Genomic DNA, 17,085 nt, shown 5'->3' on the forward strand with positions numbered 1-17,085 from the left:
TTGTTAGCGGTTAATTAATTTGTTTACATTGTAAAAATCAAATTTAATTAATACATACTAGCTATTGTTGTTTAGGTTCATTGGGCTCTACATTACGCTCAACAATAGACATTAAGTCAATTGATTGACCAATTGCAAACCGATCGGGCCGATACATAGATTCAACATAAGGGTATGGAATCATATAATTACCTGCCGTCACTGCTCTAGCCAAATAAGCAACCTGCGATCGATAAGTACCATCGCTCACATAGTGATTAATATCAACAGCTGCAACATATCTATCATCACGGAATTCTTGATATTTAATATCATTGCTATCTTCATCTTTTAACAAATTGGCAAGTTCCGGTATTGCCTGTAAACTTACACTACTATTTGTGAGATTTTGATTTTCTAACTCAAGTCCAGCAGGTAAAAAATCAACAATTAACGCATCGTGAACTTCTTCTTTATGTGCTCGAACATCCAATAATACCACCACTAAATCACCCACTTTCAAGTGATCAGGTTGAATTTTGTTACCTTTCAAATCGTAATAAGAACGATTGATAGTTAAAATATTTTCATCACTCGTTGGTGTTGGCGCTTTCTTGCCATAACCTGAAACGGTGAATTTTATATAAAGTGGTTGTGCATTTTCTGGATTAGAAATCGTTAATCTATTGGCTAAATTATCAAAACCAAAAGAGCGTGATAAAGTCGAATCAACCTCATTTGACTGTTCGTTGATCACAACATTAAATTTATGTGAAGATTTATGTTGTTCTAATGACCAGCCAGCCACAAATAATGCGTTAAGTTCCTGAGTTGAAAAATAGCGAGTATCATCAAGCAAATCAGATAACTGAATTAAATAATCAGCTTGCTTATCAACACTTAAATTATTTTCTACCAATAAAGATAAAACTAATGCATTATCACGAATAGCACTACCATATTCGCCTAACCAAGAATAGCGATTATCATAATTTGTTGTAAATACTCGAGGCATCAAATTATTATAGATATTGTCAAAACCAGCCAGCTTAGCAGAAAGCGCTAACTGAGCAACAGGTAATGGTGACAATACCTTAAAATCACTCTCAGTGATCTGTTGATGCATTCGATTAATTTCATTACGCATAGGCACAGTGATTTTATTTTGCCTTGCCAACACAGCTAAAGCATAAGCTTTAGTTGCAAATTGCGTATAATAGCTTACTTGTGAATTTTCATAGTAGCTTTGTAAACTATTAAATGCATTGGCATCATAAGTATATTGGCTGATACGGGTAATTGCTGCATCAAGCGCTTTATTATTGACATTATAACCACGCTCACTTGCTTGGATTAAAAAATCAGTCGCATACACAGTTAACCAATATTCCTCGGCACTGTCTTTGCTCCATAAACCAAAACTACCATTATTACGTTGCATTGATAAAATACGCGAAATACCTAATTGCACTTTTTCACGTCGTTTGTCATCTGATTCAGTTTTAATCCCCAATGCAGAAAGCTGCTCTTGGTTTACATATAACGATGGCATTAAACCACTAATAGTTTGTTCTAAACAACCATATGGATAAGCAAATAACTCTTTAATATATTGAGCAATATTAAGTGGAGGCACATTTGATACAATTAATTTACCATCAACGGTATTGTCAATCATATCAACAATACTACCTTCTGGTAATGACCAACTTTCACCACCATTGATTGCTACAGAATAATACCGTGTGGTTGCGGCATAAGCAGGTCTAACGCCAATGTTCCAAGATCGTTTGATCTGATACTCAGAACCATCTTCTAACAAAATACCCTTAACATTAATGGTAACAGAACCTTTCCCATAACCATAATCGGCCATGATTGGCACTTGAATAATCTGTCTTTGCTTACTATTTAATGTTAATGTTGTTACTTTAGATGAATCTTGATGAACCAAACCATCAGTAGACACCTCGATCTGCATTGTTTGCGTTTTTTCGGTTAGATTATTTAAATCTAACGCCAAGTTAGCCTTATCGCCACCCGATAAAAAGCGCGGTGTCAATAATTCAGCAACGACTGGCGAGGCAACGAGCATAGTTTGTTCGGCCTTACCAAAACGGCTATCATCCCACGCTTGAGCCATTATGCGTAATTCGCCATTAAAATTAGGCAAAGTAAGATCAACAACGCCTTCACCGTCATCATTAAGGTTAATAGTTTGCAATTGTTGAGCCACAATATTGACATCATTTGATGCTTTTTTACCGTTAGCGCTAGCACCAAGCATTGCATCACCACCAAAGCTCACATTGACATTACGACCTTTACCTTCAATCAACTTACCATAAACATCATAAATATCGACGTTATAACGTTTACGACCTAAAAACGCACTATAAGGATCAGGGGTAACAAAGTTGGTAATATTCAACACGCCAGAATCCACAGCCGAAACCAACACCGTTACCTTACGATCTTTCTGGATTGATTTTTTATCCAATTTAATTTTTATTGGAATGGTTTTTTCAGGCTCTGTCTTTTTCGGTGCTTCGATATTGACATTTAATTGACGATCAGAAGTATCAATTGGTAGATAAAGCAAACCAATAGCTCGTTTAATTGTCTGCACCGCAGCATCGGTTGATGGACGAATAATCATCGCATTAATATAAATATCATGACGCCCCCAATCTTCAATTGGAATATCAACATCAAGACCATTATCATCAACGGTAATATTTTCCTCCCACAATATACCGTCATTAGTTTCAAGCGAGATATAACCCGATCCTGCAACAGGAGCCTGTACATGAACTTTAGCGGTATCACCAATTGAATAAGCTGTTTTATCAATACTTAACTTCACTTGATCGGGACGAACTGAATTAGTACCATTAGTATTGTCTTCCCAATTATAACCACTTCTAAAACGTATGCTACTTATCACATTACTTTTAGTATCAACCACCTCAATACGATAAAAACCATAATCATTGGTTTGATAAGAAACTTTAGCAATACCATTTTCAGCAATAGAAAGCGGTTGCTCTTGCAAAACAAATTCACTCGAATTGTACTCTTGATGCCATCCTGAATCGCTAGACCAGCTCCAATAGTAATTACGACGCTCACGAACAATCCTTGCCTTTAAATGGCTAGCAGCCAGCTTTTGTCCATCACGATTGACATAAGCCACTTCAAATTCAGCATTATCACCTTTATCAACCGTTGGGCTTTTTTCATATCGATCTGTCGACCAATCATAATAAGGCAATTGAGAAAACAACGCCCGCACAGCTGGCATTTGAACGCTTGGCCAAATCGCTTGGCTTGCATAACGAGTCACAGGGCGACCACCAGAATCAAGCAAACTTGCTTGTAAAACCACATTAACTGGCGAACTCAACTTACCCCAATCGCTAGTATCAATTCCAACTTGTGCATTACCATTTTTATCCAATGTCGTCTCAATATTATCTAGTTGTCTAGCTATATTATTGTCAGTCACATCACCAATTTTATAATCAGCAAGTTCAGGTATTGAATCAATTTTTTTAAGATAAATATTACCTTCTAAATTATTTCCTGCTGCTGGAGCACCGTAAAGATACCAACCTTTAACATCAAAATTGACACGTTTATCAAGCATAATAGGCTTATTGGATGCGGTCGTGATTTCCATCCCCATACGTTCTGGCAAAAAGTCTTCCACATTAAAATAAGCATAATGGTAACCAATATTACCTACATCAAAACGAAACGCCCATTTACCAGTTACCGCACTTGCTGGAATAAAATATTTCCATTGATACAAACCGCTTGAATCCGCATTTTCTTTAACCGTAAAATTGTCAACGACTAAATTATCGGGCGACATAACATCAACCACAATCGGTTGAGCAGGCAATGGCTGACCATCGGCATCACGCAAAAGTGCATTAAAATAGACTGTCTCTTTTGGACGATATAAATCACGAGAACCAAAAGCAAATAATTGATTTTGATAAGAAGGAGAGCCCGTTAAATTATATTCGCTTAAATTCAACGCACCATGTTCCAAATCAACCAAAGAAATTTGCTTGTCATCGCTTGCTGTCAGCAAGGCATATTTCATATCATCTGGCAACATTACTTCGGCATAACCGTTTTCATCGGTTTTTGTTGAAATCGTTCTACAGTCCTTATTACTATCGCGAACTCCTTTGCTACATAATACCGATATATCAATATCTGAAAGCGGTTTACCATCATCTAAAGTATGCGTCATGATCGTCAAATAACCATAATGATAATCACGCACCGAAACGCCGATATTACTAACGAAAAATAAAGACACAGGATTTGAATAATCATAGCTACCCGCTTTACTCATCACCGCAAAATAAGCACCCTCTTGTTGCAATGGTGAAATGGATGATAAATTAAGTAATACTGTTTCTTGCAAATTACGTTTTGGATTTAAATCAAAGCGAGACGTATAAACTAAATCAGCAAACTGTTGAAAATCCTTAGAGTCCCAACTTGACAATTGTTTAATAAAACCATAACTAGTAATAAAATCGGACAGCTTTTCAGGCTTAATTCTAAAAAAGTTAACATCAACCTTATCAACGTTAAGAGTAACTACAGGCAAACCGCTCATTGATTTGCTTGGCAACAAATAGCCACTACTAGCAAACCCAACCATTGGCTTACGATCTTGAGTTTTAATTTTAGTTTGATAGACCCAATCTAAATTACTGCCATTAATGCCTGTTAACATCTTATCAATGGTGAGTTCTAATTGACGATTTGGTTCAAGATAGCGATGTCTTAATTCTAATCCGTTATCCGACAACTCCCAAGCCCCGTCAACATTGCCTGTTTGGCGATCAACTAAACGAAGTAAATTAGAAAAATTGAGTTTAGGATTTAAAGGAACTGAAAAGGTAATAACTAAAGTACTTGAACCATCAAGAATGACTTCTGAACTATCAATAACAGTTAACTGTTTACCGCGGTACTTTTCAACTAATTCTGACGTGGGGTTAAAGGCTGGTTTTGATGATTCATTTTGTACGATATTACCGTCATCACTAGGATTGCTAATATCAGTTGCTGTATTATCAATCACTTTTGTTTCTGATTGCGTTGTCACCTGTTCAGCACTTGTATTTTGCTCAGCGTTTTTATTATCACAACCCGCTAATGCTAACAGCAGGCTAAATACAGCTAAATGTTTTACCAATCCCATCTTATTACCTCTACCTTATATTATTATGTGTGATTGTTGTTTTTAATTGTATCTTGGTCGCCTATTATGCACCGCAATTTACCTTTTGGTAAAGAAAGTTTGAGCGTATTTGGAGAATTTAAAAAATAAAATCAATGTTTTTTGTGAATTTCTTAAATAGGTTTTAATACTTATTAAAAGATTATTTTGGGGATCAGCTAGATTAACGTTAGATTAGACAACATCAAACTTGGATATTATGAAAAATTAATGTGTTTTCCATAAAACCTTCAAATAGAATATTGATTTTATTTTTCATTTAAATCAATTATTTATATATTTTCGTAGGTTTAATCAGTTCTAGTTGGTTTCGGGCGTTTTGGCTTTTGAATGAACAAAACAGTTATATTACAAAATATCCCTGTTTGGCGTGCTAATCTAGCTTAATTGTCAACACATTCTGGCGCCATAAAAAGGTTGCCATATTTATCTTGTAGTGTTATGGACCTTTCAGTCATTAGAGCGCAAGGTTTGCCAGGTCTTGCCTGCTAAACACCCTTCTTACGACTAGGGCTTTATTTTTTGGTTAATTACCCTTCGACCGTACACTAAAATTAAGAACAAAGTATAACCATTTAAAAAATAGTTAGCTAGTTTTTTGGCGATTTTTTGCAAAACTTTATTAAGAATGCTGTTACTTAAACTTTGAGTGAAAGTTTTAATCTGTTAAAAATTTTATTTTTTCGTGAAAAACAAAAAATAAATGCTATAACTAAATTTTTATAAATAATTTTTCAAAATTAAACATAAAACTCATCTAAAATAATTAATGAGTTTTATGTTTATTAAGGTAATTAAATAAAAGATTGATTATAATAATTAGTTGCTTTTAGGTATTGCAACTAACTTCTTTAGGATAAAATTCAGAATGACACCATAAAGTGGTAAAAAGAATAATCCGCAAATTAGAATTTTTAAACTATAGTCCATTAACGAAATTTCGATCCAATGATTGGCCATAAATTCATCGTTACTTTGATAAAATGCGATAGCAAAAAAGACAATAGTATCAATACCATTACCAAATATTGCCGATGCAGTTGGGGCAACCCACCATGATCTGTTTTTTCTTAAATAGTTAAAAACAGTAATATCCATTAGTTGACCAACTAAATAAGCGGCAAAACTTGCCAATGCAATTCGAAATACAAAGCTATTAAATTCCGTCAATGCTGATAATCCAACCCAATGGGTTTCAAAAAATAGTACCGAAATCAGGTATGAAAATAACAATGCGGGGATCATTACCACAAAAATAATTTTTCTGGCTAAACTTGCACCATAAATTCGAATAGTCAGATCGGTAGTTAAAAAGATAAACGGAAAAGTGAATGCCCCCCAAGTAGTTTGAAAACCAAAAATTTGGAATGGGATTTGGACTAAATAATTGCTTGAAGCAATAACCAATATGTGAAAAAAAGCCAACCAGTAAAGCGCTTTTTGCTTTTGTTTACGGGTAAAGCCTTTTTCTATTGATTCTGAATGAACATTTAAGTACATCTTTTTCCTTTTTAATGGGGTGAGAGAACCCAATGATGAATTAATTTATTTATCTTGAGCCATATATTCTTGTAAGCCCTTATTGCGCAGTAAACAACTTGGACACTTACCGCATCCCCCTTCTACACCGTAATAACAGGTATGGGTATGTTTTTGAACATAATCAAGATAACCTAGTTTATCAGCCATTTCCCACGTTTGCGCTTTAGTCAAATACATCAGTGGTGTGATGAGATTAAACGTATAGTCCATGGCTAAATTCATTGATACATTCATTGATTTAATAAAGACATCACGGCAATCTGGATAACCACTAAAATCGGTTTCACAAACTCCAATAATAATGTCAGAAATTCCTTGCTGCTTGGCATGACAGCCGGCTAAAAGTAAAAAAAGCATATTACGCCCATCAACAAAGGTATTGGGGTAATCGCCATCTTGAGCTGCTTTAATTTCTTGAGCGTCATCAATTAACGCATTATTTGTAGTTTGCTTGATAACTGATGTATCAATGACAGTTTGCTCAATGCCAAGATCATCAGCGATCCATTTGGCTTTTTCAAGCTCTATTGCGTGACGTTGACCATAATGAAAACTGATTGCCTGAACGTTTTCACGTCCATAATCAGCAATGGCTTGCAATAAGCAAGTGGTTGAGTCTTGCCCACCAGAAAATATAACTAGTGCTTTACGAGTTTGCATTAACTGTTCCTGTTAGGATAGATTAAATTAGCGATTATCCACTTTTTCTGGATACATGTCGTGATTGGCTAATCGATTAGCCGCAACTTGTTCCCAATGAGTACCTGATTTACCATAATTGGCATAAGGATCAATCGAAATACCACCTCGAGGAGTAAATTTTCCCCAGACTTCGATATATTTAGGATCCATTAATTTAATCAGATCTTTCATAATGATATTAATGCAATCTTCATGGTAATCGCCATGATTACGAAAGCTGAACAGATAGAGTTTTAACGATTTACTTTCGACCATTTTAATATTGGGCACGTACGAAATATAAATTGTCGCAAAATCAGGTTGCCCCGTAATAGGACAAAGGCTAGTAAATTCAGGGCAATTAAATTTAACAAAATAATCGTTATTTGGGTGTTTATTATCGAACGTTTCGAGTATTTCAGAACAATAGGTTGTTGGATAGCGAACAGACTGATCGCCTAGTAGTGTAATTTTACTCATTATTTTTCCTTAGTTTTTTAGCGTGGGAGGTTCACGAACCACGTAACAAGGCGCACACCATACTCTTTTTTAATAAAAAAGTCTAGTAAGGATAAGATATTATGCAAAAGACTAAATAACCCCCATCGAAAGTAATAAGTAATGGGAGTTATAATCAAAACGTCATTATAGAATCAGTGAATTAAGCTATTAGTTGGCTTATTTGTTTCAAGTTCTTTATAAAATTTAGCTAATTCAGCTTTAACTTCATTAAGTTCTTGTTCGGCATCAGCTAATTTTATTTGTTGATTGGTAATTTTTTGTTTATCTCCTTTTGTTTTTGCTTGATCCAATTCTTGGGTTCTTTTGGCAACTTTATATGTCTTTTCTTGGATTTTTTTCTTATATTTTTCTTCTAAATCATTATTTAAACAATGATTATTAATATCTTTTAATCTTTTTTGAAGACCTTCAACCTTGTGGGTATTGTTGTGATTTTTTGCTTGTTCAATTTCGACCTCAATAGCCTGTTTTTTACCTTCACAGGTGAGCCCTTCTACATGGTCAGAGGCATAAACGCCAATTGAAAATAAAATAGCCAAAGTGGTCATGCTTAATTTTGACACTGCTTGAATTACTGATTTCATATAAACTCCTATTAATTTATTTTCTTAACTGAATCAAATCAACTTTGTGATCTTTACCTTTAGTTAAAATTAAACTTGCCCTTTCTCTAGTTGGTAAAATGTTTTCAATTAGATTTAATTCGTTAATTTCACGCCAAAGGCGATTAGCAATATTGACTGCTTCTTGTTCTGGTAGCTGTGAATAATGGTTGAAATAAGAGTTAGGATCACTAAAAGCCCCTGCTCTAAATTTTAAGAATCGATTCACATACCAATTATGTAACAATGGTAAATCAGCATCAACATAAATTGAAAAATCGACATAATCAGACACAAAAACACGGTTATTAGCTTGGGTATAGTTTATAGTGCCTTGTAAGACATTTAATCCTTCAAGAATTAAAATATCAGGACAATCGATAACAATTTCTTCACCTTCGACAATGTCATAAACTAGATGAGAATAAACTGGCACTTTGACTTTATCTTGTCCTGATTTGACATCAGCAACAAAGTTAATGAGTTTTTTAATATCATAAGATTGTGGGAACCCTTTTTTATTCATAATTCCACGGTCCTCAAGCCATCTATTTGGATATAAAAAACCATCGGTTGTCACCAAAGCTACCTTGCGATGTTCCGGCCAACGGGTTAATAATGCTTGTAGCACTCGGGCGGTAGTGCTTTTACCTACAGCAACACTACCTGCAATGCCAATAATGTAAGGCGTCTTTTGGCTTTTACCTAAGAATTTAGATAAAACTGCTTGCCGATTAAAATTATTGCTGATGTAATAATTAAGCAATCTAGATAAAGGTAAATAAATTTCACTCACTTCATCCATGGATAAATCTTCATTAATACCTTGTAACGAGACTAATTCATCTGCAGTCAAAGTCATTGGTACAGTATTACGTAAACTAGCCCATTCTTGACGATTAAATTTCAGATAAGGGCTTAAGTGATTTTTCATTTTATATTGTTCTCTGATTCGATCTAACAAATTTATTTGGCTCAGATTATACATAAATTCCTTTTTTTACAATCTTAAATTAGTATGACTTCTTCATCATAGCTATATTTTGGACTTACTGATAAAATACGTTTGTAAAATGATTAACCCTAATATTAGACAGAGATTTTATGTTAAAAAATAAATCAAAACAGAAAGCTAAAAAAAGCCGTCAAGAGATTAATGAAGAATCTCGGGAACTAAAGCGTAAACGCAAACACAAAGGTTTACCAAGTGGCTCTCGCTTTAATAAGCTAGATAATAATAAAAATAAAAATTCGACAAAAACAACCAAAGATCCAAGAGTGGGTAGCAAAAAACCTATTTCTTTAATTATTGAAGATTCTAACAATATAGAAAAACCTGTTAAACAATCTAAACCAATTAAAACAATTTTATCGCCACAACAAGAATTAGAACAGTTAGAGAACGATCCAAAATTAGATATGTTACTTGATCTAGTCGAGCAAAATGTCAAACTCACTAAAGATCAACAAATTTATCTTGATAGCAAATTGAATCGTATCGATGAACTGATGCAAGAGCTTGGTTATACTGATGACGATTTTGATGAATTAGACGAAAAGAAAGAAGATATTGTTAGTTTATTAAAACGAAACTAATGATAGTAAAATATAATCGACAATCGTGATAGTATGTGTCTTGATATCAGTAGGAATATAATCTATTGGATTATATTCCTACTGATAATTTAAACTTAGAATCCATTATTTTTATTCAGTCAATTAATAATTAACAGTGAGCAAATCATAGTGCCAATATTAATTATGTTAAGTTTATATTTTGGGTTGTTGATTTGCACATTGTTATATTTAAATAAAACTAATCGAATCAAAATTAAAACCAAAATCAAGAACCAACAAAAAGCAATAGTAAAAATTTATAAAAATAACAATACTAAAGATAGACATAAGTGGAAGTAAAAAGCATGACTGATACGCAATTATGGGATCAAGCGTTAATTGAAAAATATAATTATTCTGGCCCAAGATATACCTCTTACCCTACTGCACTTGAATTTAACGAAAAATTTAACGAGCAGGAATTTTTATCGGCGGCAACTCGTTATCCCACAAAACCGCTGTCGCTTTATGTGCATATTCCATTTTGTCATAAGCTTTGTTATTTCTGTGGTTGTAATAAACTTATTACTCGCCAAACACAAAAAGTTACCAAATACCTTGATATTTTAGATATTGAAATTGCTGAACGTGCAAAATTATTTAAACATCGCACGGTAACACAAATGCACTGGGGGGGGGGGACACCGACTTTTTTAAACGATGCCGAAATTACTCGATTGATTAGCTCGTTAAAAAAGCATTTTAATTTTGTTGCTAATGCCGAACTATCCATCGAAATTGATCCGCGTGAAATTACACCGCAAACAATTGACCATTTAGCAAGTGTTGGTTTTAATAGGTTAAGTATGGGAATTCAAGATTTTAATCACGAAATCCAAAGCCTAATTAATCGTGAACAAGATGAAACGTTAATACGGTCCCTTATTAATCAAGCACGCAAAAATCATTTTCACTCAATTAGTTTAGATTTGATTTATGGCCTACCAAAACAAACCATTGAAAGTTTTGCCGAAACGCTTAATAAAGTGATTCAGATTTCTCCCGATCGTTTAAGTGTTTTTAATTATGCCCATTTACCAAGCCGTTTTGCTGCCCAACGAAAAATTAAAGATGATGATTTGCCTAATGCCAATCAAAAATTACAGATCCTACAAACAAGTATTAAAAAGTTAACCGAAGCTGGTTATCAATTTATCGGCATGGACCATTTTGCTAAGCCTTATGATGATTTAGCTATTGCTCAACAAGAAAATAAATTGCATCGTAATTTTCAGGGGTATACAACTCAAGGTGATACTGATTTACTTGGACTTGGTGTGTCGGCCATTAGTATGTTAGGTGATAGTTATGCGCAAAATCAGAAAGATCTAAAAATTTATCAAACTCAAGTTGAGCAAAAAGGGCATGGATTATGGAAAGGATTCACTTTAAACCGTGACGATAAAATTCGTCGTGATGTGATAAAACAGCTTATTTGCCATTTTCATTTAGATAAAAATGTTATTGAACAGCAATATCACATTCAATTTGATAGCTATTTTGCAGAAGATTTAAAACTGCTTAAACCATTGCAAAAAGACGGCTTAGTAGCAATTAATGAGCAAGTGATTGTAGTCCAACCTAAAGGGCATTTACTAATACGCAATATTTGTATGTGCTTTGATATTTATATGCGGAAAATAGCACGACAACAACAGTTTTCTAGAGTTATTTAATTTGAAGTCATTTTTCAAATTACTGTAAACAATGCGAGCAATGCCTAAAAAGTAAATTTTATGATAATATTTAGTCTAATTTAATGAAAAGAAAGTACTTTTAAATTCACAATTTTCAGTCTTTAAGCATGAAACTATTATTTTTAATAAGGAGTTGATCAAATGGGATTGATGAATAAATTAGTAGAAGTATTTCCAACTCGCCCTTTAAAAGTTATGAAACTAAAGCAAGAAGGCATATTACATCAAATAAAAACAATATTTGCGATAATATTTTGCTTTGCATTAGCTATGTTTATGGCCCTGAATCATTATCCTGGATTAATTGATGATTATAAAATATCACGGAATCCAGTTGTGGTTGACTATCATGCAGAAGTAAAATGTAATACAAGACGTATTATTGAGAATTGTTCAGTGAAAATTACCACTAATACAGGACAAGTTATTAAGCGAGCTCTCCCTGGTGGAATAAGCAAAAATACTCAAGTTGTAACTGTGGCTTCTGCCGATGATCCTTCACTAGTAACAATCAATTTAGCTATTGATAATATGCTGAGGGTATTTGTGATTACGACTGTTCTTACTCTTTTATTTATGTTGCCTGTATGGATGGGTTTAGTAACTATCTTAAGAATACATAAAATGAGAAAAGTTATCAATGAAATCAATGGACAAAGATTAACTCCTACTATTGTTCCGATTAAATTAACATCTTATGGTAAAACAATAACTGCTATATATCATGCAAAAAATGCACAAGGTGTAGATGTTAAATGTGTAGCCAATTTTAATAAAGAGTCTGACGGTGGACCAATCATTATAGGTGATGCGACTAGAGGTAAATGTAATGCTTTGGCCATAATCGGACAGAATAATTCTATTCCTATTATTCTTGATAAAAGCCTTACCCGTTGTGATTTTTCCTATAATGAAATGCAGGCATTAAAGGATGTACTATCTTAATACAGATATGACTCAATAATAAGGAAATCAGTTTAAGTCTAAATATTTACTTTTATAGATAGGGCGATGCTATCGCCCTATTTTTTGAAACGTGTAATATGTATTGCAACTTATTTTTTCTTTTAAAACAAAATAAACAAACTGTACTTATTAATGACTTGCTAGATAAACCTTAAATTTTGTCGTTTGGGCAATCACTTCAACACTTTTGAATGTCTCATCTAAGATAGTTTGATACGGTAAAAATGAATTTGCCACAATACATAAATAACCATTTAATTTTAGGTGTTTTTTTGCCTCTTTGATTAACTTATTAACAGCCGTGTAATCGGTCTGTTTGCCGTCATGAAAAGGTGGGTTAGAAACAATTAAATGATATTTATCATTCAGACTAGAAAAAACATCACTCGCCATAACAGTTGCATTCACGCTGTTACTGTTTAATGTTGCTTTACTTGATTCAATTGCTGCACTGCTTACATCGGATAACGTTAATGCAAGATCAGGGTATAATTTACCTAGCACTGTGGACAAAATGCCCGAACCACATCCCACATCTAATACATTACCTTTAATAATATCAGTACGATCCATTAATGCATTTAACAGTAATTCACTACCGGCATCTAACCCTTTTTGGCTAAAAACACCGGGTAAACTTTTGATTTCAATATTCTGATTTTCAATAGTTAAATGATAACTTAACCACCATTCATCAAGATCAAAAGCTAAACGGCTATCTGCCTGAAAATGATATAAGCCACAGCGCCTTGCACTATCGATTTTTTGAATTGTACCAAAATCACTCAATAAAGCTTCCACACTTTTTACACCGGTTCTATTTTCACCAATGATAAAAATATCACTGTCTTTTGGCATATTATGCAATAAATAAGAAAGCTGGAATTGTGCTTCACTTTTTGTTTTTGGCCAATAGTAAATCAACGTATTCATTCCAACGTAAAAATCCGCTTCGGGCAATAATGAAAAATAGGTGTGATTGCCTCGTGCACTAGCTTTTAGACGTAAATAAGTATGAAATTGTGTGCAATGAATCTTAACTTGATTTGCCGACATAATAGATGGATAACTATCCTGAATATCACCAGCTATCAACACATTTTTATCGTTAAAAAATGTATGGTGACGCTCAAGTACTTGACTTGCTGGAGTAAAAGCAGATGTTGCCATATTTCCTCAATGAAAAACCTTTATAAATTGATGCATTGATTATACAATTAACTATCTTTAATCTCTAATAAAAAACAGTAAGTCAATAATGACGCAACAAGATTGGTACCTAAAACAGTGCAATATAACTCAATACGTTTTGAGGAATGCTAATGTTTTCAAAGGTGAAATAGCGACACAAATAAGTGAAGACATTAGGTTGATTGTGGTTGCAGAACAAAAACCAATACAAAAAATCTATTATGATATTTTAAATGCTATCCATCTAACTGAAGAACAAGTATTGTTTTTAACTCCACAACAATTAATTATTCCTGCTGATGAAATTAAAACAGTACTTTGGTTTATTGATATTACCTTGGATGAGTCTTGGGTTAACCCATTAACTATTCAAACAACCAGTTTAGATCAGCTTGCAAAAGCACCACAACAAAAACGCCAACTATGGCAAAAACTATGTCAATATGAAAACTATTTCCACCCTGAACGAACATGATTTAATACAAACTTTTGAATTAGAACAGATTTGCCATGCTATTCCTTGGTCAAAACAGACATTCCTTTCAAACCAAGGTGAGCGTTATCTCAATTTTAAAATAACGATTGATAACCAAATAGTTGGATTTTGTATTTGCCAACATGTAGCAGATGAAGCAAATTTATTTAATATTGCAATACATCCCGATTTTAGAAAGCAAGGACTAGCAAGAGAGCTGCTCAACCATTTGATAGATGCGTTAATAACGATAAAATCGCCCTGCCCAATTTCAACGCTTTGGCTTGAAGTTAGACAATCAAATAGCCCTGCAATTGAGCTGTACCATACACTAGGTTTTAACCAAATAACGGTTCGAAAAAACTATTACCCAACAACCGATGGTCAACAAGAAGATGCTATCATTATGGCCTATACACTTGCTTTATAAACAAATAAAAGGAAATAACGATGCAACACACTAACGCACTGTTATTTGTCAATGGTGAACCACCAAAATTTTATCCAAATGATATAGATAGCTATACCTATATTGCTGCAACCGATGGCGCTTACCATAATTATTTATCAACATCATCAATCGAGCCTAATTTTATTATTGGTGATTTGGACAGTTATAACCCTAATAACACAATTCCGTCTAAAACCAAAATCATCCATACTCCCGATCAAAATAAAACTGATTTTGAAAAGGCTATTTTATTTTTAGCTAGTAAAGGAATAACAAAATTTGATATTTATGGTGCTTGTGGTCATGCTAGCGATCATTTTTTGGGAAATATTTCTATCGCAATTAAATATTACTATCAGTATAAAATGACTTTTTATGATAATTATTGCCGTTTTTTTCTTGCCGAATATGAGCAAAAAATCAATAACGTAAAAGATCATATTATTTCATTAATTCCATTTTCTAAAGTAACTCAATTAACTATCTCGGGCGTTCAATACCCTTTAATTAACCAAACACTATCGTTGGAAGGTATGGTTAGCTTACGAAATAAGGCGATTAACGATTTAGTTAAAATATCTTTTAAGCAAGGCTATCTAATGGTTTTTATTGAAAATTTACATAATATTAATTGAGATTGACACTGATATTTACATTACCTTAAAATACCTATCAAAATAATAAATATAATTAATTATTGTAGGATGCTCACCATGCTTTTAAAAAAAACTTCTATACTTGTTTGTGCCTTATTTGTTTCTTGCATATCTTTTGCACAAACTAATAATGAGCAAAGTGAAAAAGATAAGGTAATTGACTCGTTTTTTCAATGTAATAATCAATTCTACAAACAACTTAATAAATATCAAGAGTTAATAAAACAATACGTAGATTTAGAAACTGTACCTAATAATATAACTTATATCCCCGTTGAGTCGATGAAGCAAGCCGATAAAAACAAAATTATGTTTAAAAAACCATTAGAGTATCGAGGATTAAAAATTACTGGTTATCAAAATATTTATATTCCAACCGATTTTTCTGGCCAGCTTTTTTACTGGGGATTTATTTTTGATAATAAAAAAGATGAAGTTAAAAACGCATTAAATAATATTAACTGGCTACCTTATAACACTAATGTTTATATAGCGAATGCTAAAATTTATGACCTGAATGCAAAATTAAAACAATGGCAGGATGACTTTTATGCCATTGACGGAGTCGCACCAAAATTTGGAACAATTAGTAAAGCACTTTATTTAGAAAATTTTGCTAACAATCAAACTAGTGTTTTCTGTTCTCTTCAGGGTGATTTAAAAAAAGAAATCCTTCTTGAAGCTCGTCCAGATTTAAAAATAACCATCGAAAAACAAGAAGCTAAACAACAAGAACTTATTAAAGCATACAAAGAAAAGATGCAAAAAGAAAAAGAAAAACAACAATCTCAACCACAAACTAACACAACAGAAACGATATCAAAAGATGGGGATAATATTTAAATGAAAAAGATCAGTTTATTTTTAATTCTCCTTTCTTTTGCAACATTCAATCATGCACTTGAAGAAGAAATCAACAGCAATGATAAGACAAAAACTTCAATTGAAAGTTTGAAAGATCCTAGAGTAGGTAAACAATTTATTCCTATCTCTAAATCAAAAGAAGATAATATTATTAGTTATTCATTTTTAGATAGACAATCAATTAAACTTCATCCTTTTAATAACAAGATTCGAGTATTTAGTGAAATAACTAATTACAGCCCTGAACTTATACAAAAAAATGATGATGGTACTGAAACACCTTATAATTCTATTAAAATTGATTATTATGCTAACTGCGACAAAATGGAGTTAGCAAAAGGTAAATTAAGTACTATCAAAAATAATTTTGGTGATGGCCCATTAATTAATACAGTTGAAACACTAAACCGTTGGATGACGATAATGCAAGACAACAGACAGTATAAGTTACTTGTTATTGCTTGCTCTTTACCGCTCGCTAATTAATAACTATTAAATCCACACTTATTTTGCTCTAGCCACCTTGCTGTGGCAGAGTATATCCATTTATACTAATATCACACCATGATT

Annotated in this window: 15 protein-coding genes and 1 riboswitch; of the genes, 8 read left to right on the forward strand and 7 right to left on the reverse strand. The window is 33.1% G+C overall.

Annotated elements, in window-relative coordinates; translation table 11 throughout:
- Window positions 1–61: 61 nt before the first annotated feature.
- From GA0061080_RS00635 to coaA, 6 genes are all read right to left on the reverse strand, one after another.
- A complete protein-coding gene (locus tag GA0061080_RS00635; RefSeq protein ID WP_091119305.1) occupies window positions 62–5,212 on the reverse strand; it encodes an alpha-2-macroglobulin family protein in 5,151 nt (1,716 codons plus the stop codon).
- Between the two features lie 858 nt (window positions 5,213–6,070).
- Complete coding sequence (locus GA0061080_RS00640) at window positions 6,071–6,751, reverse strand: 7-cyano-7-deazaguanine/7-aminomethyl-7-deazaguanine transporter (RefSeq protein ID WP_091119309.1); 681 nt, start codon at window positions 6,749–6,751, stop codon at window positions 6,071–6,073.
- Window positions 6,752–6,796: 45 nt separating this feature from the next.
- Window positions 6,797–7,453 carry a 7-cyano-7-deazaguanine synthase QueC gene (gene queC / locus GA0061080_RS00645; RefSeq protein WP_091119312.1) on the reverse strand — a complete coding sequence of 219 codons (657 nt, stop codon included), beginning with the start codon at window positions 7,451–7,453 and terminating at the stop codon, window positions 6,797–6,799.
- Window positions 7,454–7,480: 27 nt separating this feature from the next.
- Complete coding sequence (gene queF / locus GA0061080_RS00650) at window positions 7,481–7,954, reverse strand: preQ(1) synthase (RefSeq protein WP_091119316.1); 474 nt, start codon at window positions 7,952–7,954, stop codon at window positions 7,481–7,483.
- A 3-nt stretch (window positions 7,955–7,957) separates the two neighbouring features.
- Window positions 7,958–8,002, reverse strand: a riboswitch (PreQ1 riboswitch).
- Window positions 8,003–8,127: 125 nt separating this feature from the next.
- Entirely contained in the window at window positions 8,128–8,580 is a 453-nt protein-coding gene (locus GA0061080_RS00655; RefSeq protein ID WP_091119320.1) for a DUF1090 domain-containing protein, read from the reverse strand.
- Window positions 8,581–8,596: 16 nt separating this feature from the next.
- The gene (gene coaA / locus GA0061080_RS00660; protein ID WP_091119562.1) at window positions 8,597–9,532 is read right to left on the reverse strand and encodes a type I pantothenate kinase; all 936 of its coding nucleotides are present in this window, start codon (window positions 9,530–9,532) and stop codon (window positions 8,597–8,599) included.
- A gap of 170 nt (window positions 9,533–9,702) precedes the next feature.
- Between coaA and yihI the strand changes: the two genes are divergently transcribed.
- From yihI to GA0061080_RS00675, 3 genes are all read left to right on the forward strand, one after another.
- Window positions 9,703–10,194 carry a Der GTPase-activating protein YihI gene (yihI, locus tag GA0061080_RS00665; protein ID WP_091119324.1) on the forward strand — a complete coding sequence of 164 codons (492 nt, stop codon included), beginning with the start codon at window positions 9,703–9,705 and terminating at the stop codon, window positions 10,192–10,194.
- Between the two features lie 326 nt (window positions 10,195–10,520).
- A complete protein-coding gene (hemN, locus tag GA0061080_RS00670) occupies window positions 10,521–11,891 on the forward strand; it encodes an oxygen-independent coproporphyrinogen III oxidase (RefSeq protein ID WP_091119327.1) in 1,371 nt (456 codons plus the stop codon).
- A 162-nt stretch (window positions 11,892–12,053) separates the two neighbouring features.
- Window positions 12,054–12,857, forward strand: a complete 804-nt coding sequence (locus GA0061080_RS00675) for a hypothetical protein (RefSeq protein ID WP_091119331.1) — start codon at window positions 12,054–12,056, stop codon at window positions 12,855–12,857.
- A 150-nt stretch (window positions 12,858–13,007) separates the two neighbouring features.
- Here GA0061080_RS00675 and rsmC read toward each other — a convergent pair whose 3' ends face one another.
- Window positions 13,008–14,048, reverse strand: coding sequence for a 16S rRNA (guanine(1207)-N(2))-methyltransferase RsmC (rsmC, locus tag GA0061080_RS00680; RefSeq protein WP_091119333.1), 1,041 nt, complete (start codon window positions 14,046–14,048; stop codon window positions 13,008–13,010).
- 88 nt (window positions 14,049–14,136) lie between these two features.
- Between rsmC and GA0061080_RS00685 the strand changes: the two genes are divergently transcribed.
- From GA0061080_RS00685 to GA0061080_RS00705, 5 genes are all read left to right on the forward strand, one after another.
- On the forward strand, window positions 14,137–14,544 hold the full coding sequence (locus tag GA0061080_RS00685; protein WP_091119336.1) for a DNA polymerase III subunit psi: 408 nt from the start codon (window positions 14,137–14,139) through the stop codon (window positions 14,542–14,544).
- Window positions 14,513–14,974, forward strand: a complete 462-nt coding sequence (gene rimI / locus GA0061080_RS00690; protein WP_091119339.1) for a ribosomal protein S18-alanine N-acetyltransferase — start codon at window positions 14,513–14,515, stop codon at window positions 14,972–14,974. The genes GA0061080_RS00685 and rimI overlap by 32 nt, the downstream gene beginning before the upstream one ends.
- A 20-nt stretch (window positions 14,975–14,994) precedes the next feature.
- A complete protein-coding gene (locus tag GA0061080_RS00695) occupies window positions 14,995–15,630 on the forward strand; it encodes a thiamine diphosphokinase (RefSeq protein WP_091119346.1) in 636 nt (211 codons plus the stop codon).
- Between the two features lie 78 nt (window positions 15,631–15,708).
- A complete protein-coding gene (locus GA0061080_RS00700) occupies window positions 15,709–16,494 on the forward strand; it encodes a hypothetical protein (RefSeq protein WP_091119350.1) in 786 nt (261 codons plus the stop codon).
- Window positions 16,495–17,001 carry a surface-adhesin E family protein gene (locus tag GA0061080_RS00705; RefSeq protein WP_065635522.1) on the forward strand — a complete coding sequence of 169 codons (507 nt, stop codon included), beginning with the start codon at window positions 16,495–16,497 and terminating at the stop codon, window positions 16,999–17,001.
- Window positions 17,002–17,085: the final 84 nt, after the last annotated feature.

The organism is Gilliamella intestini (assembly GCF_900094935.1).
GTDB lineage: Bacteria > Pseudomonadota > Gammaproteobacteria > Enterobacterales > Orbaceae > Gilliamella > Gilliamella intestini.